Below are 20,855 nucleotides of genomic sequence, written 5' to 3' on the forward strand. Positions count from 1 at the left end.
CGGCTAAATTGATGATATCTTGCCATATTACGTGTTGAGCGGGGATGGATGCCAGTACCATGTTGATAACAAGGTGCGGGAGCTATGCCTGAACGCCAACCATTAACGCGCAAAGCAGCACGCGTTGCGCTTTTCCATCACAGCAGTCAAAGGATGCCTATGTCGATGCAATCTTCCTTTACCCAACCTGACAATGCGATAGCCGATCGCACCGATCCTATTATTCCAACCGAACCGCACGCGGTATTTAATCAGCCTATCACGGCCACGCCAGCGGCCGGTCAAAAACAGGTTATTTTTGGCATGGGCTGTTTTTGGGGGGCCGAGCGAAAGTGGTGGCAACAGCCAGGGGTAGTCATGACATCAGTCGGATACAGTGGCGGCGTCACCCAGCATCCGCGTTATCAAGACGTGTGCACAGGGCAAACCGGCCATGCCGAAGTCGTTAACGTGATTTTTGACCCGTCAGTGGTGAGTTTAGACACCCTACTTGCAGTGTTCTGGGAAAACCACGATCCGACCCAAGGCATGCGTCAAGGCAATGACGTCGGCCCGCAATATCGTTCCGCAATTTACTATTGCGATCCAGCGGACCAAGCCAGCGTCGAGGCGAGCCTAGCGACCTATCAGGCGGCATTGAGAGAGGCGGGTAAGCCAGATGCGGTGACCACTGAGATCGCACCCGCTGGCGCGTACTATTTCGCGGAAACTGACCACCAGCAGTACTTGCACAAAAATCCGCAAGGCTACTGCGGCTTAGGTGGCACAGGTGTTTGTTTCCCCCCGCAGTAAACCATTGGTGCTCAGCCATTCATCATCAACCATGGCTGAAGGATGAGGCATAAAAAAACACGTCCGGTTGGACGTGTTTTTTCAGTGTGGCGATGTTTATGCGGTAATGGCCATGGCTTTAATTTCTTTATTCACCTCGGTCATTACCGATAACGCTCGTTTGTCACTGTGTCCCGGCGGCAGCAAACGGCCACCATCAAACTCAAACGCGCCTACACCTTCGATATAGAGTCGGCCCTTAAAAAATCGTTTCACATACCGCGCAATCTGGGTTGGTCGATATTGACGAAAGATGCGAAGCATAAGGATCCCTTTCTTTTTTCTCAACAAAGTCTGATTAACAGACCGAAACGGTAACCCGATTCATTCACTGTTCACAGCAAATATGAGCTACCACCATGGAGAGCAGAAGATTATCTAACCATCTCCGCGTACAAAGCTAAGCAAGCAAAGTGCCACCTTGCCAAGGTGACCAACACAGTGTTAGAGGCAACACAACACCAAAAGTTCCCTCGTTTGATCGATGACGAGCCAACGCTTTTTAAGATCACCGGATAAAATTCCGATCTTGCGCACGGATTCACCTTAGATACTTGGCACAAATCACCGTCTGGCGTAACCATAGATAACTTGGCACCTGATGCCAAATAGTGACCACAAACATGGATGATTAATAATGAAAAAAACCACCCTACTTGCTCTCGTCTTTGCGTTATTCTCTGGCACCAGTATGGCGCATACGGTCCAAAATGGTGCACCTTTACCTTCAGCCAAGGTCGCCGAGCATGGCGAATTGACCCTCAATGGCGACGATATCGTCTATCAAGACTGGCAAACCGAGCAATTGCCAGGCAAGGTGCGCGTGATCCAAGCTATCGCCGGACGCAGCAGTGCCAAGGAAATGAACGCGCCGTTAATGGAAGCCATCACAGCCGCGGACTTTGATGACGCTCGCTACCAAACCACCACCATCATTAACCAAGATGATGCCATGTGGGGCACCGGTGGCTTTGTGAAATCATCAGCCGAAGACAGTAAACGCGAGTTTAGTTGGTCTTCTATCGTGCTCGACGAAAACGGCAGTGTTGCCGAAGCGTGGCGCCTAAAAGAAGAAAGCTCGTTAATTGCTGTATTGGATGACAAAGGCTCAGTACGTTTTGTCAAAGAAGGCAAATTAAGTGCCGATGAAGTGAATCAAGTCGTCAGCTTAGTCACCCAACTGGTCAACCAATAACAACCGCGCGCGGGGACAGCCCGCGCTGCCATTCAATACTTGGCGTTGATGATGATAATTGTTATGTTATCACATTACTTATATGGCGCGGAAGTTGGTATGTTTCGGCGATTGATCGTCCATCTGCTGTTTGTTTTGCTGCTCAGCCAAGCTGGGCTGTGGGGGCATCATCACCTCGATACTTTCACTCCAACGCATCACAGTGAGCACTGCAGCGCCTGCCACTTGGTGCCACCCGCCCTCTTAGCTTATGCTGTCACAGCACCTGCGCCCACCTATGTGGTCAACGCAATTATTACCCTTTCTAAGCCACCACGTGCTTACCACATCGCCATCGCCTTTTCGGCGCGCGACCCACCTAGTTGGATAAATACCGCAATCAGTTAACCCATTTATTCACTAGGAGAACCCAATGAAAACCCGTTTTTTACCCAATGTTATCGCCATGGCCATCGCAACCGCGTCCACAGCCACGCTTGCTGACGAAGCCAACTATCAGTCGTTCGATGCCCATGTGCACGGTGAAGTCACCGCAAGCCTTGCCCAAGACGGTGAGCGTGTGCTGATTGAACTGACCGCACCCGGCCATGATGTGGTTGGGTTTGAGCACCACCCGAAAAATGCCGCCGACCAGCAAACACTTGAAGATGCTTATGCACTGCTGCGTGATGGTGGGAAACGCTTCCAGCTAGCCAAAGAGGCAAATTGCCAGCTCGCCGAGGCCAAAGTCACCAGCAGTTTTAGCGACTACGATGAGCATCACGGCCACGATGAGCATCACGGCCACGATGAGCACCATGACCACGACGAGCACCACGGCCACGATGAGCAACATGACCACGACGAGCACCACGGCCACGATGAGCAACATGACCACGACGAGCACCACGGCCACGATGAGCACCACGGCCACGAYGAGCACCACGGCCACGATGAGCACCATGACSACGACGAGCACCACGGCCACGATGAGCACCATGACCACGACGAGCACCACGGCCACGATGAGCATCATGGGCATGATCACGGTAACCACAACACCTTATCAGCAAACTACCAATTCGTTTGCCAAAACCCGCAAGCCTTCACCGAATTGCAAACTGATTGGTTTAGCCTGTTCCCCAACACAGAAACCATCAAAATTCAGGCCTTTACTGATGATAAGGTCTGGGTAGACACCTTGAATCGTGCCAAGTCGCACATCCAGTGGTAGTGAACAAGGAGGCGGGGCGCGTTAAGCGCCCCTGTCAGGCATGATAACCATCGAACAACTGCGTTTTACGTGGCCAGATCAGCCGCAACCGATCTTAGATATCGACACCTTTGCGATCGATGATGGCGAGCATGTATTTTTAAAAGGTCCCAGTGGCAGCGGGAAATCCACCCTGCTGAGCCTGATTGCAGGCATTCATACCCCACAATCGGGAACACTGACGGTCAATCATCAAGCGCTAACCGCACTGAATGATCGTCAACGGGATCAGTTCCGTGCTAACCACATTGGTTATATTTTTCAGCAATTTAATCTGCTGCCCTATTTATCGGTGATTGACAATGTCACCGTCCCGCTGCGCTTTTCTCACACGCGGCGTCAGGCACTCAGCCAGCCTGCACACCAAGAGGCCGCCTATTTACTCGATAAACTTGGTCTTCCCGCGCACTGTTACCATCAGCCAGTCACTGCACTGAGTATCGGCCAGCAACAGCGGGTCGCAGCGGCTCGCGCATTAATTGGGGCACCAGCATTGATTATCGCTGACGAGCCCACCTCTGCGCTCGACGCAGACACCCGAAATACCTTTATTCAATTACTTCAAGACCGATGCCGTGAAGCTAATAGCAGCTTATTGTTTGTCAGCCATGACAGCCAATTGGCGCCCTTGTTTGACCGCGATGTCTCGCTTCCCGCGCTTAATCGCGCCATACACCGCGAGGAGGCCAACCAATGATTTCACTACTAGGATTGGCAGGGCAAAGCCTCAAGAATCGCCGCGCCACCGCCCTGCTCTCTTTGCTGACTGTCACCATCGCCGTGGTGCTCTTACTCGGGGTGGAGAAGGTGCGCACCCAAGCTAAGGCCAGCTTTGCCAACACCATCTCCAATACCGATTTAATTGTCGGTGCCCGCTCCGGTCCCATTAATTTACTGCTCTACTCGGTGTTTCGTATTGGTAACGCCACCAACAATATCGGCTGGGACAGTTACCAGCGCCTTCGTGAGCACTCGGATGTGAATTGGACCATTCCCATTTCACTGGGCGATTCTCATCGCGGCTTTCGCGTGGTCGGCACCACCAATGATTACTTTGCTCATTATCAATATGGTCAAAAACAACCACTCGCCTTTCGCCAAGGCGGCCCGTTTTCCGGCTTATTTGATACCGTGATTGGCGCCCAAGTGGCGAAAGAGCTGGGATACAAGATGGGCGATAGTCTGATCATTGCCCATGGACTGGCCGACAAAGGCTTTAATCAGCATGACAATTTACCCTTTACGGTCACCGGGATCTTAGCGCCCACTGGCACCCCCGTCGACCGCAGTGTGCATGTGTCGCTTGAAGCCATCGAAGCGATTCATGTCGGCTGGGAAAGTGGCGCGCGACTCGGCCAAGGTCTCACCCAAGCGCAAGCGCAGCAACGCGAGCTACAACCGGAGCAGCTGACCGCAGTGATGGTGGGACTAAACAGCAAAATCAAAACCTTTGCCGTCCAGCGCTGGGTTAATACCTATCCACGCGAGCCACTCACCGCGATTATGCCCGGTATTGCCTTGCATGAACTCTGGGGTATGATGCGGGTTGGCGAGCAAGCACTGCTGGTGATCTCCGGATTTGTCGCCGTCGCCGGGCTTTTGGGCATGCTTTCAAGCCTACTTACCAGCCTGAATGAACGTCGGCGAGAAATGGCAATTTTACGTGCGATGGGCGCGCGTCCTTTGCATATTATTTTGCTTCTGGTCAGTGAGGCAGTCGCGATCACCGTCGCAGGGATCGTCTTTGGTGTGCTCCTGCTTTATGGCGGGCTGGCGCTGGCGCAGCCTTATATCCTCAGTGAGTTTGGCTTGTTCTTGCCACTCGACTGGCCGTCTTCTTATGAGCTATCACTGATGGCAGGTGTGTTAATCGCCGGTTTTATCGTGGGCTTGATCCCGGCCTGGCGGGCCTATCGACAGGCGCTCGCCGATGGCATGACAATTAAGGTGTAACAGATGAAAAAACGGATAACGCTCGGTCTTATCGCTTTACTCAGTGGCCTGTTAAGCTCACTGGCGTGGGCAAGCAGTGAGCCACTCACGCTAGATTGGATTGATTTGGTCCCCGAGCACGAACGCGCCCAATTTGATAGCCGCGGGATGCCGGAAATCAGCCACGACAGTGAGAATCCACAAAGTCTTGTTGGCTCAGTTCGCCCGGAGCTCAACAACAGCCAGGTCAAAATCCCTGGCTTTGTGATCCCTCTAGAAGGCGACGATAAAGTGGTGACGGAATTCCTATTGGTGCCCTTTCTTGGTGCCTGTATCCATGTCCCACCACCGCCACCTAATCAGATTGTTTATGTAAAGTTTGCCGGCGGCGCGCCGATTCAACAACTATGGGATGTGGTGTATGTCGAGGGCACGCTGAAAACCGAGCATGTCAGTCATGACTTGGCAGAAGTGGGATATGTGCTACAAGGCACCGAATTAACTGACTACGACGACGGATAAGTCCCTATCAATCAGTGAGCCCGATCGGCGCACCCGATGTTGTCAGACAATATAATGAGACAAGATCGCCAGTGCGCCAATATACACGGCAATCAACAGCAGATTGATGGGGTTGAGTTTTTGCTTGCGCACACGCATCCCTACACTTGATTGTTAACACTCACAATGTTAACAAATTTAATCTTTAATTAACATATTTGCCAGCATTAAATTTTGCTGACAATCAGTGTGAGACTCGCATGGCAGAGCAAGACAAACCCGTGGTCGTCGACGCCCATCCCGACAAACGGCAACATCAAGATCACAGTTACAAAGAAGACGCGGATCTGCGTGGCAGTAAAGGACGACTGAAAGCGATTGCCAGTGAGTACCACGTGGATGCGCGCCTGCAGGAGGTTGAGCAGGAAGATCTCGCTCACCGCAGTGCCAACCGCCAGCGTCATGTGATGCAAAAGCAGCAGGCCAATCTCGAAGCCATCATCGCTCTGACCTACGACCAGTGTCATAGCGAAACCGCTCAGACCCCAGACCCAGATTGGCTAGTGCGTTTTTTCGATTTAGCACGCAATATTCACGGCCATGCGATGCAGCAGTTGTGGGCGAAGATTCTCAAACAAGAAATGCTCCGCCCCGGCAGCACCTCAATTAAAGCACTGACCATTCTCGAGACCATGACCCAGCGCGAAGCGCAAGCACTGCAACGCGCCTGTGCATTGTCCAGCACCTTTGGTCAAGACAGCACCAAAAAGCTAGTCACCGGTTTTCGCCGCCGCCAAGGCTTGGTGCAACTGCTGCGCCCAGAGCCGCCTCATAAACTCTCGCTGGGTCACTATCAATTGTCTTACACCGACTTAATGCTGTTGATGGACTTGGGGCTGATCCTGCGCACTGAGCTCGAATCCGGCGTGATTGAAATGCAGCCAGCGATGCCGTTTAAACTGCAAGACACCCAATACATGCTCACCCCATTACACAAAGGGATGCGTCTTTATTATTACCGCTTTAGCCCTACCGGCCATGAGCTCGCAAAACTGGTCGGTAAACGCGTGCATCCCGATTACCACCACGCCATTTGTGAGTTGCTCGCCGAAGGCTTTGAGATGCATAGCGATGTGGGTGATACGGTCAACACCCACGCTTAATCCGACGTGCGTAGCACCCCGCGCTCACGCAGTACGCGAAGGCAGGTCGCCACATGCTCAGCGACGCTGTGATCGCCGGTCAAATGGACCGCCGGCGTTTGCGGTGGCTCATAGTCTGACGATATGCCAGTAAACGCAGGGATCTCGCCGGCACGCGCTTTTTTGTACAGCCCTTTTGGATCGCGCTGCTCACACACTGCCAGCGGCGTATCGACAAAGACTTCAATAAACCGCCCCTCTGGCAAACGCTCGCGCACCATCTCTCGCTCCGCACGAAACGGTGAGATAAAAGCACTCAAGACAATAAGACCCGCATCGGTCATTAACTTGGCCACTTCACCAATCCGGCGAATATTCTCACGCCTGTCTTGATCGGAAAACCCCAGATCGCGACATAAGCCATGACGAATATTATCGCCATCCAGCAAATAGGTATGGTGCCCTTCGGCCACCAAGGCCGCCTCTAGCGCGCCCGCGATGGTCGATTTGCCCGAGCCAGACAAGCCGGTAAACCAAAGCACCACGGGTTGCTGCTGTTTTTGTTCGCTGCGCTGGGCTTGATCAACATGATGCTGATGCCAAATCACGTTGGGATCGGTTGGCGCAGATACAGTGTCAGTCATGAAAGTCTCCGCAATTTCGTTGGCCACGCCATGATTAAGAGGCCACCGGCGTTAAAGGAAAAACAATCGGTAACAGGGTGAGCACCACCGCGGAATACACCACAGATAATGGCAGTCCCAGACGCAAATAATCACGCAGCTGGTAATTGCCCACGCTGTATACCAATAAATTGGTTTGATACCCGTAAGGGGAAATAAAACTGGCACTGGCGCCAAACAGCACCGCCATCACAAAGGGCATAGGATCCACCCCATACCCTAGCGCCAAGCTATAGCCTAGCGGGAAAGCTAGCGCCGCCGCGGCATTGTTAGTAATAAGCTCGGTCAGCAACAAAGTCAGCAAGTACACCGCCACCAGCGCGCCTATCGCGCCACCTGCGGCAAATGTCGCCATAAACCAATCACTAAAGCGGGCTGAAAGCCCTGACGCCAACATCAGCTGTGCCAACGTGAGCGCCGCGCCAACAATCACCACCACTTCAACCGGAAATCGGCGTTGTAAATCGTGCAAGGAGATAATGCCGGTGACCAGCAACACCACCAAATAAGCGGCTAAGCCATTAAGCAGTGGCATCGGGGTCAGCAAGGCAGCGCCGATCACCGCCACAAATCCCGCCAATACCGCAACGCTTTTACGCTCGGAAAGACGGGTACTGGCTTCCAAGCCATTAAAGAGCACGAATTCACGCCGCAACGCTTGGCTGTCTTGGCGAAAGGTTTTGCCCGGCACCAACACCAGCGTATCGCCGGCATGCAAAGGAATATTGCCCAGTCCCCCGTCGAGTTTTTCATGGCCGCGTCGAATGGCGACCACCACGGCATCAAAGGTCTCGCGAAAACGGGCGGCTTTGAGGGTTTTGCCACAAATACTGGCGCTGTGGCTCACCACCACCTCAATCAAATTTTGCCCATCAATGTGATGCTGGCCGAACAAGGTCAGGCCCGGGATCTCTTGTAACGTCGCGACACTTTCTACATCGCCAGCAAACTGCAACTTGTCACCGGCCAATAACGGCGTATCCGGACACACAGGCGCAATGACGCCGTCTTGACGATGAATTTCGGCCAAGTACAAACGGCGTAGTGCCCGCAAGCCATTGTCTGCCACACTGCGACCGCATAAGGGTGAGTCGGCGGCCAACCGTGCTTCAAGCACATACGGCAAGCTCTCTTCTTGTTCACCATCCTGGCGTGGCAACCGGTAGCTGAACGGAATTAACACCAACAGCCCCGCCACCAGTGCCGCGGCACCGATGAACGTTGGGGTGAAAAAGCCCAAACTGGGTAAACCCGCCCGCTCAACAAAGCTGTTCACAATGAGATTGGTGGACGTGCCAATCAGCGTCAGGGTGCCGCCGAGAATGGCGCTGTATGACAATGGGATCAAAAGCTGCGAGGGCGAGTGACGTCGGTTACGCTTGATCGCGCCAATCATCGACACCACCACCGCTGTGTTATTGACCAGCGCCGATAGCAGCGCGCTCGATATGCCTAATTTGGCAATCACGGTGGGTAGCGCGCCGTGCGACGCCTGTCGGGCGACCCAGCTGGTCAGATGGGTTTTCTCCAACGCACAAGAAACCAAAATCAGCAATACCAAGGTCAGCAGTGATGGCGCGGTAAAGTTCGCCGTCAGCGCTTCAACCGAGGTGAGCCCGGTTTGGAACGCCACAAACGCGGCCCCCGCAAACAAGAGTACAGGCTTTATGCGGGTGAGCACCAAGCCGGCGACAATCGCCACCAGCAAGGTGAGTACCGTGGTTTCCTGCCAACTCATCGTTTATCCCAGTTGACGCAGATCCCGCGCTTGCCAATGCGGAAAGTGCTTGCGGATCAGCTGGTTTAACTCAAGCTCAAACGCTGAGAACGACGAGGTGGTTTGCGGCTGCGTCTCCGCCACATGACGGATCATGCCCGCGCCGACCGTCACATTGGTGAGGCGATCAATCAGGATAAAGCCACCGGTATTCGGGCTATCGTGATAGGTATCCAGCGGCACCGCTTCGCTCAGGGTCAAGGTGCAACGACCAATGCCATTGAGCGGCAAGGTGTCTGCGTCATGGGTGTTAAGCGTATTAACATCGACCCCATAGGACAGCGACTCAACCTGCGCCGAGGTTTTCTTGCTGGCCAACTTAATCTCGTATTCGCGCCCCGGAGCCAGTGGGGTTTGCGTCATCCACACTACGTCGGCGTCAAATCGTTGCCCCACCGCCACGTCATCGTCCGCTCGCACCAAGAGATCGCCACGCGAAATATCAATTTCTCTATCCAAAGTGAGGGTAACCGCCTGACCGCTAAAGGCAAATTCACGATCACCGTCAAAGGTGACGATGCGCGCGACCTTCGCGGTAAGCCCAGAGGGGAGTACCTTAACCTCATCGCCCACATGCAACTCGCCACTGGCAAGGGTGCCCGCGTAACCGCGAAAGTTCAGATCTGGTCGATTGACATACTGCACCGGAAAACGGAATGCGCCCGTCCCGCGCGATTTTTCAATGTCGATGGCTTCTAGCTGGCTGAGCAGCGGCTCGCCTTGATACCACGCCATCGCGTCACTGGCATTGACCACATTGTCGCCTTCCAGTGCCGACAAGGGCACCATAGACACCGACAAGCCGGGGTTGAGCTGATCGGCAAACGCCAAATATTGCTCTTGGATTTCATTAAATCGGGCTTGGCTATATTCCACCAAATCCATCTTGTTCACCGCTACCACAAAATGCTGAATACCCAGTAAGTTAGCGATGTATGAATGGCGGCGGGTCTGATCTAAGATGCCGTGACGCGCGTCGATTAAGATCACCGCCACATCACAGGTCGACGCGCCGGTAGCCATATTACGGGTGTACTGCTCATGGCCGGGGGTATCGGCAATGATAAACTTACGTTTGGAGGTGGAGAAATACCGGTACGCCACATCAATGGTGATCCCCTGCTCACGCTCGGCTTGCAGGCCGTCTACCAGTAGCGCCAGATCGGGTTTCTCGCCCGTTGTGCCGACACGCTGGCTATCGGCATGGACCGCAGCCAGCTGATCTTCATAGATCTGCTGCGAGTCGTGCAGCAAACGGCCAATCAAGGTCGATTTACCGTCATCGACCGAGCCACAGGTCAGAAAGCGCAATAAACTTTTGTGTTGGTGCTGTTGCAAGTAACCCTCAATACCCAGATCGGCCACCTGTTGTTGAATTGCTGGATTCATGACTGCTCCTTAGAAATAACCCTGACGCTTCTTGCGCTCCATGGACCCGGACTGATCGTGGTCGATCGCCCGCCCTTGACGCTCACTCGAGGTAGCGACCAACATCTCTTCGATGATCTCTGGCAAGGTATTGGCGTGTGACTCGACTGCCCCGGTCAATGGGTAGCAGCCCAGGGTGCGAAAACGCACCGATTTATGGGTCACGGTTTCGTCGGGCCCAATCGGCATCCGCGCATCATCCACCATGTACAAGGTGCCATCACGCTCTACCACTGGGCGCTCGGCTGCTAAATAAAGCGGAACAATGTCGATATTTTCTAGATAGATGTATTGCCAGATATCGAGCTCAGTCCAGTTAGAGAGCGGAAACACGCGAATGCTCTCGCCCGGGTTCACTTGACCGTTATAGTTGCGCCACAGCTCTGGCCGTTGGTTCTTCGGATCCCAGCGATGGTTCTTATCACGGAACGAATAGACACGCTCTTTGGCGCGGGATTTTTCTTCGTCCCGACGCGCGCCGCCAAATGCCGCATCAAACTTATGCTGATCCAGCGCCTGCTTTAGCGCTTGGGTTTTCATGATATCGGTGTGCTTGTCGGATCCGTGATCAAAAGGATTGATCCCCTGAGCCATCCCTTCTGGGTTTTTGTGCACAATCAGATCTAGCCCGAGCTCCTTGGCAGTACGATCGCGAAAGGCAATCATGTCGCGAAACTTCCAGTCGGTATCGACATGCAGCAGCGGAAACGGGATCTTCCCGGGGTAAAAAGCTTTGCGCGCCAAATGCAGCATCACTGATGAGTCTTTGCCAATCGAATACAGCATCACGGGGTTATCAAACTCCGCCGCGACTTCCCGCAGTATATGAATGCTCTCGGCTTCTAACTGCTGGAGGTGAGTGAGTGTTTTTGCATCCATCCTAACTATCCTTTAAGCGAAGTTAACCACAGCGGTGGGGGCTTGCGTGGGGTCGGCATCGCTTACCGCGCGCCCCTCGCCAAACCATGTCAGCTGACCGGCGAGTGCCGCCACTTCGCCCACCACGATAAGCGCGGGCGACGCAGCTTGCTCCGCCAGCGACGGTAAGTTGTTGAGTTGACCGGTAAAGACTTTCTGCTCCGGACGCGTGCCGTTTTCAATCACCGCCACAGGGGTGTCCGGCGATCGGCCGTGAGCCATCAGTTGGCTTTGAATATGGGCCGACTTCATCAATCCCATATAAATCACCAAGGTCTGACGCGGGCGCGCTAACGTCGCCCACTCCAAGGTGTCTTGTTCTTTTTTCAAATGACCGGTAATAAACAGTGCGGTCTGGGCATGATCGCGATGGGTGAGCGGAATACCGGCATAGGCCGTCGCCCCCGCCGCTGCAGTGATCCCGGGCACCACTTGAAACGAGACACCGGCGTTGGCAAGGGTTTGTAATTCCTCACCACCACGGCCAAACATGAAAGGATCGCCCCCTTTTAAGCGCACTACCCGCTTTCCGGCTCGAGCATGCTCGACCAACAGGCGATTGATGTCGTCTTGGCTCACACTGTGGTAGCTCGCCCGTTTGCCCACACAGATCAGCTCTGCATCTCGGCGGCACAGCTCCATAATCGGTTCAGCCACCAAGTAGTCGTAAAGCACCACATCGGCTTGCTGCATCAATTGCAACGCGCGCAAGGTCAATAGCCCAGGATCCCCCGGCCCGGCACCAATCAACGCCACTTCGCCTTGGGTGGTGATTTGTCCACTAAGCTGTTCCAGCGCTTGCTCGGCTTGCTGGTGTTTGCCCGCCGCGACTAAATCGGCAAACCGCCCACTAAAAGCGGCCTCCCAGAATTTGCGCCGGCCCGTTAAGGTCGGAATACGCGCTTTCAGTTTGTCGCGAAACGCACCCGCCATTGCCGCCATCTTGCCGATATGTTGCGGCACCAGGGTTTCAATTTTTTCTCGTAACATCCGCGCCAATACTGGCGCTTTGCCGCCCGATGAGATGGCAATAATGATGGGGGAGCGATCAACCAAAGAAGGGACAATAAAGCTGCACTTAGGGGTATCATCAACGACATTGACCAAGATATTGCGGCTGTCAGCAGCGGTGGAGACCAGCTCATTGACGAGGGCGTTGTCAGTCGCCGCAATCGCCAGTATCTTTCCATCCAGATGCTCGGGACGAAACGCCTCGCGCAAGACGGTCAATTTCCCTTGCGCTTGCGCCTCCGCAATTTCACGGTCGACGTCAGGGGCAACCACAGTGACGGCCGCGCCCACCTTAAGCAACATGCGCGTTTTGCGCCATGCGACTTCACCGCCCCCTACCACGAGGCAAGGACGGTTTTTGAGCTGAGCAAAGAGGGGGAGATAATCCATGATCGCGCATTCCCTTGATGACAATACCGCCACTATATCGCCCCACATCTATTACCTGAAATTCTATAAATTCATTTTTTATTCTTTTTTGTGATTAAAAGATCTGAAGTGCCTTTGCCTGAAAGGATTAACGATGACTGAGATCGCAAAGCGTGCAAGATATCGGTGTTGAGCGACAGCCGAAGATAATAAGCCGATCAATCGCACAGCTTTCTAGGTATGAGAAACGGCATAAYTCATCTGCCTGATAACTAACGCACATTTTTCACTGGAGACTTTGTTATGCGTTTGATGCCATCTGCTGTCGCCACTGCTGTAGTAGCCGGCTTATTTGCCGCCTCTGGCAGTGCCTTTGCCGACACCATTAACCTACGTGTGATTGAAACCACCGACATTCACACCAACGTGATGGATTATGACTACTACAAAAACAAACCGTCACAAAAAATCGGCTTGGTTCGCGCCGCCACTGTGGTTAAGCAAGCGCGTGATGAAGCACAAAACGCACTATTGGTGGATAACGGTGACCTGATTCAAGGCAGCCCGATGGGCGACTACATGGCCAGCAAAGGCATTAAACCCGGTGAAGTACATCCGGTATATAAAGCGATGAACTTGCTCAATTATGAAGTGGGTAACATCGGTAACCATGAATTCAACTACGGTCTAGCATTCTTAAAAGAGTCGATTAACGACGCCAACTTCCCGTATATCAACGCCAACGTGTTCGATGCAGAGACTGGCGAGCATTACTTTGACCCGTATTTGATTAAAGAATACCAACTCAAAGATGAAGACGGTGACAGCCATACCATCAAAGTCGGCTACATCGGCTTTGTGCCACCGCAGATCATGACTTGGGATAAAGCCAACCTTGAAGGCAAAGTGATCGCCAAAGACATTAAACAAACCGCTGAAAAGCTCGTCCCAGAGATGAAAGCCAAGGGTGCAGACGTGGTGGTGGCAATCCCACACTCTGGGATCTCCCAAGCGCCGTATAAAGCGATGGCTGAAGATTCCGTGTATTACCTCACCGATGTCGACGGCATTGATGCCATTGCCTTTGGTCACTCACACGCGGTGTTCCCCGGCGAGGACTTTGCCAATATTCCCGGCGCGGATATCGAAAAAGGCACCATCAATGGCGTGGCCAGTGTGATGGCTGGCCGCTGGGGCAGCCACGTCGGGGTGATTGATCTCGCCCTCGAGCAAGTGGACGGTCAATGGCAAGTCACTGATAGCAACGCGCATGCGCGACCCATTTTTGACCGCGCCAACAATAAGGCATTGGTTGAAGCCGATAAGGCTATGCTTGATGCGGTAGAAGCCGATCATAAAGCCACACAAGATTTTGTGAATCAACCAATCGGCAAAGCCAATGATGTGATGTACTCTTATTTGGCATTGCTACAAGATGACCCAACCGTACAAATCGTCAATCTCGCTCAACAAGATTATGTCGAGCGCATGATCCAAGGCGACCCAGATTTGGCCGACCTTCCGGTTGTCTCTGCCGCTGCGCCCTTTAAGGCCGGTGGACGCAAAAACGATCCGAGCAACTTTACCGAAGTGGAAGCCGGTCAACTGACCTTCCGCAACGCCGCCGATCTTTACCTATATCCGAATACCTTGGTGGCGCTGAAAGTCTCTGGCGCCGAACTCACCCAATGGCTGGAGTGCAGCGCCGGCCAGTTTAATCAAATCGATCCAAACGCAGCGCAGCCGCAATCGCTGATCAACTGGGACGGTTTCCGCACCTATAACTTTGACGTGATTGATGGGGTGGAATACCAAATTGATGTCACCCAGCCCGCGCGTTACGACGGCGATTGTAATGAAGTGAACCCAGAGGCATCACGGATCGTCAATCTCACCTATCAAGGCAAGCCGGTTGATCCTGAGCAAACCTTCTTGGTGGCGACCAATAACTACCGTGCGTATGGCGCGAAGTTCCCGGGCACCGGCAGCGATCATATTGCCTTTGCCGCGCCGGATGAAAACCGCACCGTGGTCGCCAACTACATCAGTCGCGTGAGTGAAGAGGAAGGTGAGGTGACCGTTAGCGCTGACAATAACTGGTCGATTGCCCCGATTAAGGGAGATGCCGTGGTGAGCTTTGAAACCTCCCCGAGTGAGCAAGCGGCGCAGTTTATTGAGCAAAAAGGCCGCTGGTCGATGACGCGAGAAGGAAAAGATGAGGTCGGCTTTGCCGTTTATCATGTTGATTTAGGCCAACCTCGCCAGTAATTAACACAGAAAGATAAATAGCCTTTGAATACCGCAGCCTGTCTGCGGTATTTTTTATGTTCAATCAAGAGGAAATGACATGGAATGGCAACAGGCAACCTTTGACGCGCTGGATACGCGCACTTTATTCACACTGATGAAATTGCGTGTCGATGTGTTTGTGGTTGAACAAGCCTGCGCCTATCCAGAGCTGGACACGCACGATACGGCGCCAGACACCGTGCATTTAATGGGCTGGCTGAACGGAGAGCTCGCCGCCTATGCCCGTATTCTCGCCCCCGGGGCAAGTTACCCAGGGAGCAGTATTGGTCGCGTGATCATTGCACCCACTCATCGCAATGGGCAATGGGGCCATCAGCTGATCCGCCAAGCCATTCAAGTATGCCAACAGCAATGGCCCGCGCAAAACATTGAAATAGGCGCTCAAGCACACCTACAGCGCTTTTACCAAAAGCACGATTTTGTCGCGTTTTCCGACGTTTACTTAGAAGACGGTATCCCACATATCGATATGCGCTTATCAGTCAGTGAGACGTCTGCCGTTTAAGCAAAAAAATCCCGCTCAAAGAGCGGGATTCATTGTCATGAAGCGTGCGCGATCGTTTCGCGATTATTTTGTCAGGCGGAAACGCTGCATAGTGCTTTGCAGTGATTGCGCCAATTGGCTCAATTCGCTACAGGCTTGCGCAGTTTGATCGGCGCCACCCGCCACTTCTTGTGCTGAATCATTGATGCGCTCGATATTGCGACTGAGCTCATCCGCCACTGAGTCTTGCTCACCACAGGCACTAGCGATCTGCATGCCCATATCAGCAATGTTCTCAACCGAGGTTTCAATCCCACGCACCAATTGCTGCGCCTGATCGCCCTGCTCCACACATTGCTCAATGCTTTCACAGCTTTGGGTGGTGGCGTTGCGCGCTTGGGTTGCAAACTGCTGCAGTTTCTCAATGATAGTGGTGATTTCACCGGTCGAATCTTGCGTCCGGCCCGCGAGGGTACGCACTTCATCGGCAACCACCGCAAAGCCACGGCCCGACTCTCCGGCACGTGCCGCTTCAATCGCTGCGTTCAAGGCCAACAAGTTGGTTTGCTCAGCGATATCACGAATCACATCCACCACCATGTTGATTTGTTTCGACTGCTGATCCAATTCATTCACAGTATCGCCGGTTTGACGCATGTCCTCGGCAACTTTACGAATCGAGGCCACCATACCGTCAATGTCTTGTGCGCCCATGCGCGACTGTTCACTCGCTTCATTGGCCGCGGTGGATGAGCTCTCGGTGTTCTGCGCCACATCCGCCACGGTGGCTTTCATTTGCGCCATCGCGGTCGCCACTTGCGACACTTCGTGTTGCTGATTTTGCATCCCCGTCGAGGTTTGGCTCGATACCGCACTCACTTCTTCGACCGCACTGCTCAATTGAGTGACCGCGGCAATCACTTCTTCAATCAAGCTACGCAAGCTATCTTGCATGGCGATACTGGAGTCGGCCAATTTACCCATTTCATCATTACCAATCTGGCTACGATCCAACTGGTAAGTCAGGTCGCCCTTGGCAATCGCAGACGATTGCTCCATCACCAAGCGTAGCGGATTGATAATCGCGCGGGTGAAGATAATCGCGACCACAATCATAAAGGCGATCACCGCAAGCAGTACCCCGATAATGGTCATGCTCACCGTCGACACTTGATTCAGCATGGAGGTGCGGTTTTTACCGATAAAGCCCTGCATCAGTTCAGACATTTCCGTTAAAGACTGATCCAACTGCCCGAAGGTGCCGAACGAATTCGACAGGATTTTTTGTGCCGCGGTCAGTTGCCCTGCTTCGACTCTATCAGGAAAGGCACTGAGCTCTTGATTGTATTGGTCCCAATTATTCTGAATACGGCTGAAAATCGCTTTTTCATCATCGTACCAAAGCGTCTCTTCGTAGGCATCAAGCGCGCGGCTATAATCGCGCTTCATGACATCGATTTCACCCAAGATTTCACGTCGTTCTGCCGGATCACTAAAGGTGAGAACCGCATACTGATCCTGACGAATACGTATCATCTCTTCGTTGAGTCGCTCGATCTCAAGCACTGCGGGGAGGGTATCGTCCGTAAAGTTCAGCATATTATCGCGCATGCCGCTGACTTGGGTATAGATATAAAACCCAAAGATCACCACAGCGATACCAATCAGGGAAAAAGCCGCCATAAACTTTTTACCAATAGATAGATTTTTCAACATGGAAAAGCGAGTCCTCAACAAATTAGTGATTAGCGTGTTAATGCCTAGACATCCATGTTGAGGCGGGCTTGCGTGTCTGTCCTACACAGCGGCACGAATACTAGCACAAAAAATAACCAAAGTGTGATGAAAGACTCATTATTTTTGCAAAAAGTCTGTCATACAATGATGGCTGATTGTGTAAGCATTCTTGCCCTGAACAGCAACTTATCCCTTTTCCGCCCCAATGGTGTAGCGTATTCGGCTCTATTGACCGATTTATAAAAAGTAGATCAAAAATCGTCCGGCAGCGACTTTAATCACACATCGAGTAGAAAAAAGACAGAACAAGGCTGAGATAAAGAGAGGTTGACTACCGAAAGCACCCTGTTACCAGTGCTTTCGGTTGGGCTCGTGGCGTCAAAAGACTAGCGTTGGCGAGCAAAACCGCCATCAGACAAACGGAAATAGAGTACCGATTGCCCTTTCTCGGTTTCGATTTGCAGAATATCTAACGCACCACTCTGTGTACGTTTAAAGCGGATCCACTGTCCTGGCTGGATGCGACTAATCGGCTTTCCCTCACCTTCAATATTGGCAATCGCATACAGATCGGTTAACGCTAGATCGTAGCGACGAAAGACTTTGGCCAGCGTGTCACCGCGCTCAATTTGATGGCTCACCCAAGGGCTATTTTCTTTTTTTTCAGCTTGTTGAGTCGCAGGCTCAGCAGTTGACGCCGCGACTGACGAATCACTTTGCGACGCTGACGATACATTCGCCCCTGTATTCAGGGCGACGGGTTGACGAGTTTGGGGCGAGGGGGCTTTGGGCGAGGGACTAGGAAGCACAGCCAACACCAATACAGTCGGGATAAGCACCATCAATAGGCGTCGGTGTAAAGCCGGTAGGCGTTGCCAACCCTGCTTTAGCCCCGTCAAACCATGTAGGCTTTTTACGCTAGGACGGTTTTCCCATCCCGCTGTGAGTTTCTCTCGCCATCCAGCACGCAGTTTGTTCCAGTATGAACGCATTGCTGTTAACTTCATTGCCACTCCGCGCATGTTTTGTTGTTTTGTCCTCATCTTGGACGCCTTATTGGCACAAAAGTTTACCCACGAAACCATCACCTGTTATCCTTTCACACTTTATTGACGCAAAAAAGAGAGACGTTATGTCTGACGTACAACTGGAAACTGTCGAGCAGAAGGCGAGCTATGGCATCGGCCTACAAATGGGCCAACAGCTTGCCGGTAGCGGCCTAGAAGGCTTACATGTTGATGCCATTGCAAAAGGCATCAGCACCGCGCTGGCTGGCGAAATGCCAGAGATTGAAATTGACGACATCAATAACGCATTGCGTGAGCTTCACACAAAAGCGGAAGAAGTTCGTCAAGAGGCTGCAAAAGCACAAGCAGCAGAAGGCGATGCCTTCTTGGCAGACAATGCCAAGCGCGAAGGCGTCACCGTGACAGATTCAGGTTTGCAGTACGAAGTACTGGTACAAGGTGACGGTGAAATTCCAACCAGCGATAAGCAGGTGCGTGTTCACTACCATGGTCAATTGATTGACGGCAGTGTATTTGATAGCTCAGTCACACGTGGTGAGCCGGTTGAATTCCCGGTGACTGGCGTGATTAAAGGTTGGATTGAAGCCCTGCAAATGATGCCAGTTGGCTCTAAGTGGAAGTTGTATGTGCCACAAGATCTCGCCTATGGCGAGCGTGGTGCGGGCGCAGCCATTCCTCCGTTTGCTGCCCTTGTCTTTGAAGTTGAGCTACTCGACATCCTGTAATCGCTGACTGAATACAAGCGCCAAATCAGGAATGAAAAAAGCGATGCCTCGGCATCGCTTTTTGTCTTTTCATCCAGCGTTATTGCACGTATTCACGTGGGTTCACCGCACCCCACCAGCTATAGATTTCTGGGAAAATCACATCCGCATTGGTCTCATACTCTACCGCACCAATGGTTTTATCCCCTTGCTGACCGAATAGCACCACCTCATCGTTGGGGGCCACTTGATCCGCAATATCAGTAATATCAACCATAATAGTGTTCATTGACGCAACGCCGACAACAGGCACGCGATGCCCCTGAATGAGCACATCAGCATCATTACCCATTTTACGGGGGAAACCATCCGAATAGCCGACCGGTAAATTGGCCAGAATAGAATCGCGCTCCAAGGTATAAGTGCTGTCATAACCAACCGTGCTGCCCGCGGGTAAATGATGCACAGAAGCCACCTTGGTCTTAAAGCTCATGATGGGCGGAAACTCTCGGTTGGTTGGCTGATCGCCATACAGCGCCCCACCAGGGCGAACCATATCAAAATGACCCTCTGGCACGTTTAAAGTGACAAACGAGTTCGCGGCATGCAGCAAGACATCTTCACGCTTCAAGTCTGCCTGTTCAATCAACCACTCACTGTTGGTTTTAAATTGTCCTAACTTGCTGCGCACATAATCGGCTTCGTAGTTAGGAAAGTGCGTCATGATACCGACCACGTTAAAACGCGGGTCAGTGGCAATATCCAACGCGACTTGCTTACCCGCTTCCTCGTTCATCTCGATGCCATTGCGGCCCATTCCACCAGCATTAAACGCCATATGGACTGGAATGGTAATATCATGTTTCTCGGCAAGCTGACGCATTTGTTCGGCTTGCTCTGCCGAGCCAATCAGCTCTTGCATATTCAATGCTAATGCGCTCTCCATTTCCTGTAAGGTCGCGGTGCGCACACGCATGATCTCGCCGGTAAAGCCGCCTTCACGCAAGGTCCGCGCTTCTTCATTGCTAGCAATGCCAACACAATCAATGCCACTGGCAATCACAGTGGGTAAAAGACCAGCAATACCATTGCCATAGGCATCGGCTTTCATTACCACACAAATCTTGGTGCCTTCGCTGACTTTCTGTTGCACACGTTGAATATTGTCGCCAAAGGTGGAGGTGCTCACTTCTAGCCAGCCGTTGCCATGCCCCATATAACGATTGCCGGTATCAGGCGTCGACGGCGTAGGCGAGGAGTAATCCATGACGGCGGGCGCCCCAAGGGCAACGACACCGGCGACGGCAAGCGCCACTAAAGAGAATTTTTTGTTCATAAGCTTCACTGTTGGTCACATAAATGGAGCATCCGTGACGTGTTAAATAAAAGCTGACCGCTTTTATTTATGCCTCCTGGCAATGCGCGCTGTTTATATCACAGAACACTTCACGGCTGACGAGTCACTCAATAAAAAAGATAGACAAGTTCCGCGTGTTTGAACAAAAAAAACGCCACCCTAGGGTGACGTTTGAGAGAAGCGTTGTCGCAGACAA

20 protein-coding genes are annotated in these 20,855 nt (G+C 52.6%); 11 read left to right on the forward strand and 9 right to left on the reverse strand.

Annotation, left to right across the window (positions count from 1 at the left end; all coding sequences use genetic code 11):
* Nucleotides 1-159: 159 nt before the first annotated feature.
* Complete coding sequence (gene msrA / locus BZG23_RS05635; protein WP_369795695.1) at nucleotides 160-792, forward strand: peptide-methionine (S)-S-oxide reductase MsrA; 633 nt, start codon at nucleotides 160-162, stop codon at nucleotides 790-792.
* Nucleotides 793-888: 96 nt separating this feature from the next.
* Here msrA and BZG23_RS05640 read toward each other — a convergent pair whose 3' ends face one another.
* On the reverse strand, nucleotides 889-1,095 hold the full coding sequence (locus BZG23_RS05640; RefSeq protein ID WP_025673598.1) for a DUF1107 domain-containing protein: 207 nt from the start codon (nucleotides 1,093-1,095) through the stop codon (nucleotides 889-891).
* 373 nt (nucleotides 1,096-1,468) lie between these two features.
* Between BZG23_RS05640 and BZG23_RS05645 the strand changes: the two genes are divergently transcribed.
* The 7 genes from BZG23_RS05645 to BZG23_RS05675 all read left to right on the forward strand — a co-directional run bounded on the left by BZG23_RS05645 (nucleotide 1,469) and on the right by BZG23_RS05675 (nucleotide 6,874).
* Complete coding sequence (locus BZG23_RS05645; RefSeq protein WP_077578809.1) at nucleotides 1,469-2,026, forward strand: YtfJ family protein; 558 nt, start codon at nucleotides 1,469-1,471, stop codon at nucleotides 2,024-2,026.
* Between the two features lie 63 nt (nucleotides 2,027-2,089).
* The gene (locus tag BZG23_RS05650) at nucleotides 2,090-2,413 is read left to right on the forward strand and encodes a hypothetical protein (protein ID WP_046074299.1); all 324 of its coding nucleotides are present in this window, start codon (nucleotides 2,090-2,092) and stop codon (nucleotides 2,411-2,413) included.
* Nucleotides 2,414-2,438: 25 nt separating this feature from the next.
* Entirely contained in the window at nucleotides 2,439-3,239 is an 801-nt protein-coding gene (gene zrgA, locus BZG23_RS05655; RefSeq protein WP_108743704.1) for a zinc uptake protein ZrgA, read from the forward strand.
* A 40-nt stretch (nucleotides 3,240-3,279) separates the two neighbouring features.
* Nucleotides 3,280-3,975, forward strand: a complete 696-nt coding sequence (locus BZG23_RS05660; protein WP_046074301.1) for an ABC transporter ATP-binding protein — start codon at nucleotides 3,280-3,282, stop codon at nucleotides 3,973-3,975.
* A complete protein-coding gene (locus BZG23_RS05665; protein WP_077606395.1) occupies nucleotides 3,972-5,231 on the forward strand; it encodes an ABC transporter permease in 1,260 nt (419 codons plus the stop codon). The genes BZG23_RS05660 and BZG23_RS05665 overlap by 4 nt, the downstream gene beginning before the upstream one ends.
* A gap of 3 nt (nucleotides 5,232-5,234) precedes the next feature.
* On the forward strand, nucleotides 5,235-5,732 hold the full coding sequence (locus BZG23_RS05670; RefSeq protein ID WP_077606396.1) for a DUF3299 domain-containing protein: 498 nt from the start codon (nucleotides 5,235-5,237) through the stop codon (nucleotides 5,730-5,732).
* A 239-nt stretch (nucleotides 5,733-5,971) separates the two neighbouring features.
* Nucleotides 5,972-6,874, forward strand: coding sequence for a TIGR03899 family protein (locus BZG23_RS05675; protein WP_046074304.1), 903 nt, complete (start codon nucleotides 5,972-5,974; stop codon nucleotides 6,872-6,874).
* Here the strand turns inward: BZG23_RS05675 and cysC are convergent.
* From cysC to cysG, 5 genes are read right to left on the reverse strand one after another with little or no spacing between them, the layout of a single operon-like run.
* On the reverse strand, nucleotides 6,871-7,497 hold the full coding sequence (gene cysC, locus BZG23_RS05680; protein ID WP_077606397.1) for an adenylyl-sulfate kinase: 627 nt from the start codon (nucleotides 7,495-7,497) through the stop codon (nucleotides 6,871-6,873). The genes BZG23_RS05675 and cysC overlap by 4 nt on opposite strands.
* 34 nt (nucleotides 7,498-7,531) lie before the next feature.
* On the reverse strand, nucleotides 7,532-9,274 hold the full coding sequence (locus BZG23_RS05685; RefSeq protein ID WP_077606398.1) for an SLC13 family permease: 1,743 nt from the start codon (nucleotides 9,272-9,274) through the stop codon (nucleotides 7,532-7,534).
* Between the two features lie 3 nt (nucleotides 9,275-9,277).
* Nucleotides 9,278-10,702, reverse strand: coding sequence for a sulfate adenylyltransferase subunit CysN (cysN, locus tag BZG23_RS05690; RefSeq protein ID WP_077606399.1), 1,425 nt, complete (start codon nucleotides 10,700-10,702; stop codon nucleotides 9,278-9,280).
* Nucleotides 10,703-10,711: 9 nt separating this feature from the next.
* Complete coding sequence (gene cysD / locus BZG23_RS05695; protein WP_046074308.1) at nucleotides 10,712-11,620, reverse strand: sulfate adenylyltransferase subunit CysD; 909 nt, start codon at nucleotides 11,618-11,620, stop codon at nucleotides 10,712-10,714.
* Nucleotides 11,621-11,632: 12 nt separating this feature from the next.
* Nucleotides 11,633-13,060 carry a siroheme synthase CysG gene (gene cysG, locus BZG23_RS05700; RefSeq protein WP_077606400.1) on the reverse strand — a complete coding sequence of 476 codons (1,428 nt, stop codon included), beginning with the start codon at nucleotides 13,058-13,060 and terminating at the stop codon, nucleotides 11,633-11,635.
* 291 nt (nucleotides 13,061-13,351) lie between these two features.
* On the opposite strand from cysG, the gene cpdB reads away from it, so the two are divergent.
* Nucleotides 13,352-15,307: a 2',3'-cyclic-nucleotide 2'-phosphodiesterase gene (gene cpdB / locus BZG23_RS05705; protein ID WP_443216275.1), complete on the forward strand. Its 1,956-nt coding sequence runs from the start codon at nucleotides 13,352-13,354 to the stop codon at nucleotides 15,305-15,307.
* Between the two features lie 79 nt (nucleotides 15,308-15,386).
* Nucleotides 15,387-15,854 (forward strand): GNAT family N-acetyltransferase, encoded by a 468-nt coding sequence (locus BZG23_RS05710; RefSeq protein WP_046074311.1) that lies wholly within the window; start codon nucleotides 15,387-15,389, stop codon nucleotides 15,852-15,854.
* 63 nt (nucleotides 15,855-15,917) lie between these two features.
* On the opposite strand, the gene BZG23_RS05715 is transcribed toward BZG23_RS05710, so the two are convergent.
* On the reverse strand, nucleotides 15,918-17,549 hold the full coding sequence (locus tag BZG23_RS05715) for a methyl-accepting chemotaxis protein (RefSeq protein ID WP_077606402.1): 1,632 nt from the start codon (nucleotides 17,547-17,549) through the stop codon (nucleotides 15,918-15,920).
* Nucleotides 17,550-17,956: 407 nt separating this feature from the next.
* Complete coding sequence (locus BZG23_RS05720; RefSeq protein WP_198532116.1) at nucleotides 17,957-18,577, reverse strand: LysM-like peptidoglycan-binding domain-containing protein; 621 nt, start codon at nucleotides 18,575-18,577, stop codon at nucleotides 17,957-17,959.
* Between the two features lie 125 nt (nucleotides 18,578-18,702).
* Here BZG23_RS05720 and BZG23_RS05725 point away from each other — a divergent pair, with 125 nt between their 5' ends.
* Nucleotides 18,703-19,323 carry an FKBP-type peptidyl-prolyl cis-trans isomerase gene (locus tag BZG23_RS05725; protein WP_077606404.1) on the forward strand — a complete coding sequence of 207 codons (621 nt, stop codon included), beginning with the start codon at nucleotides 18,703-18,705 and terminating at the stop codon, nucleotides 19,321-19,323.
* A 79-nt stretch (nucleotides 19,324-19,402) separates the two neighbouring features.
* Here the strand turns inward: BZG23_RS05725 and alr are convergent, their stop codons facing one another.
* Entirely contained in the window at nucleotides 19,403-20,638 is a 1,236-nt protein-coding gene (gene alr, locus BZG23_RS05730) for an alanine racemase (RefSeq protein WP_077606405.1), read from the reverse strand.
* Between the last annotated feature and the right edge of the window lie 217 nt (nucleotides 20,639-20,855).

This window comes from Salinivibrio sp. ML290 (genome assembly GCF_001995695.1).
GTDB classification, from domain to species: domain Bacteria; phylum Pseudomonadota; class Gammaproteobacteria; order Enterobacterales; family Vibrionaceae; genus Salinivibrio; species Salinivibrio siamensis.